Annotated in this window: 3 protein-coding genes; 2 read left to right on the plus strand and 1 reads right to left on the minus strand. The window is 74.9% G+C overall.

All coding sequences use genetic code 11. From position 1 onward, the window contains the following. Both F6X68_RS32335 and F6X68_RS32340 read left to right on the plus strand, forming a co-directional pair. On the plus strand, positions 1–656 hold a 656-nt coding region (locus F6X68_RS32335), incomplete at its 5' end, for a L,D-transpeptidase family protein (protein ID WP_151457786.1). Positions 657–796: 140 nt separating this feature from the next. Continuing rightward, positions 797–1045 (plus strand): hypothetical protein, encoded by a 249-nt coding sequence (locus F6X68_RS32340; protein WP_151457787.1) that lies wholly within the window; start codon positions 797–799, stop codon positions 1043–1045. Positions 1046–1055: 10 nt separating this feature from the next. Here the strand turns inward: F6X68_RS32340 and F6X68_RS32345 are convergent. Beyond that, on the minus strand, positions 1056–2107 hold a 1052-nt coding region (locus tag F6X68_RS32345; protein ID WP_192581644.1), incomplete at its 5' end, for a helicase-associated domain-containing protein.

The following is a 2107-nucleotide window of genomic DNA, read 5'->3' on the forward strand; positions in this document are numbered from 1 at the left end:
CGACGCGCCCCACGGTGGAGCCGACGCGCCCCGCGACGAAGCCCACCGCGTCGCCGTCCGTCGCCGGCTGCCCGCAGGGCGAGCACCAGCGCGAGGTGGAGGCGTACCTCGCCCGGCTGGGCGGGTTCGGGCGGGTGACCGTCGACGGCCGGCAGTCCGCCGCCGACTGCGACGCCATCAGGAAGTTCCAGAGGCGGTACGACATCCGCCCCGCCCACGGTCGCGCCGGGCCGACCACCCACGACGTGGCGAAGCGGCTCGCCACCACCGACACGGCGCGCTGCCGGGCCGGCTCGGGCACCACCTTCTGCATCGACCTGACCCGGCAGACCACCTGGGTCATGCGCAACGGCAAGGTGCTCGTGCCGCCGACCGTCACCCGCACGGGCATGCCCGGCTACCGCACCCCCGCCGGCACGTTCACGATCAACTACCGCAACGTCAAGGAGTGGTCCGACCCGTACGAGGTGTGGCTGCCGTACTGGCAGCACTTCACCCAGGGCATGGGCTTCCACCAGACCACGACCTACCTGCACGAGAAGTCGATCGGGTCGCACGGCTGCGTCAACCTGCTGCCCGGCGACGCCATCCGCTACTGGAAGCTGGGCAAGGTCGGCAGCAAGGTGGTGCTGGTGGGGCGGCGCCCCGGCACCTGAGCCGCCCGGCCGCCCGCGCCACCCCGACACGCCTCCGTGGCATCGCACAACTCGTCCGATCCGGGTTTTATCCCCTGTCACTCCCGCCACGGCGGTGTCACGCTGGATGCCAGGCGTCGAACCGGACGGGGAGGCTGGAGATGACGGTCGACCGTGAAGTGATACCGGAGCACAGTCCCGCGCCCGACCGGTCGCCCGTCGAGGAGGTCTCCACCGCCACCGTCGTCGCGTACGGGGTGGCGGCGGTGGTGCTCGTCGGCTGGTTCCTCTTCGGCTGGCTGGTGCTCGAACAGGGCTTCGTCGACTCGGTCGGCGAGTCGGCCGGCGCCGGGTTCACGCTGCTGCTGATCGTCTCCGTCGTCGGGACCGTACGCCGCAGCCGGCGCTGACCCGACCCGCTCAGTCCTCCAGTACCGCCGCCGTGATCCGGTGCAGGGCGAACGTGTGCAGCATCTCCGTCCGGTCGTCCTCGGCGCGCAGGTAGCCCGCGCCCATCGAGACCGGCCGGACGAGCCGGGACGCCGTCGCCCCGTGCGCGTCGACGTACCCGACCCAGACCCGCGCCCGGTCCCGGATCGCCTGCTGGAGCACCGCGAGGGCGTCGCTGTGGGAGGGCACCGGCGCCGGACCGGTGCGCCCGACCCCGCCCCGGACCATGGCCGGCGCCCGTCGCGCGGCCCGGGCCGCGGCGTCGCCCCGCCGGATCTGCTCCACCACGCCGAGCAGGCGGGGCATGGCCAGCTTCGATGTGGTCAGCGGGTCGACCGTCCGGGTCGTCACCGGCACCCGGGCCGGGGCCCGCCGGGTCTTCGGGCGGGCGAGCACCGCCGACCCGCTCGCGTCCTCCGGCACCGGGGCGTACCCGGCGTCGCGCAGCACCATCAGCATCCGACCCACCTGGTACGGCGTCGACAGCACCGTCGGCGCCAGCCGGCGCAACGCCAGCGGCTCCAGCCGCCGGTCGGCGAGCACCTCCGTCAGCAGCGCCTCGTCGTCGCTCCGCACGTACGCCCCGGCGGAGCCGACGCGCAGCCCGCCGTGCTTGCGGGCCACGTCGTCCACCAGGTACGTCAGCCCCTGCGGGACGGGGGTGCGGGACCGCCGGCGGAACAGGGCGTGCAGGTCGTCGGCCGAGTAGCCGGCGTCCAGGGCCCGGCGCACGCTGGCCGGGGTGACCCGGTGCACGCTGGCCCCGCCGGCCGACTCGTGCTCCGCCACCACCTCCAACTCGGCGGCCAGCGCCGGGTCGGGCGGGCCGGGCACCACGACGGTCAGGTCCGCCTGCACGAGGAAGTGGTCCACCGGGGCGGGCAGCAGCGCGTCCAGCGCGCGTACGGTGCTGGTCGGGTCGCCGCTCTCGGTGTCCGCCCGCAGCCCGAGCGGGTCGTCGCCGCCCCGCTCGTCGGCGGCGGTCACGTCGGCGAGCAGCAGCCGCCCGTACGAGGTGAGCG

It is taken from the genome of Micromonospora sp. AMSO12t, from assembly GCF_008806585.1.
Lineage (GTDB): Bacteria > Actinomycetota > Actinomycetes > Mycobacteriales > Micromonosporaceae > Micromonospora > Micromonospora reichwaldensis.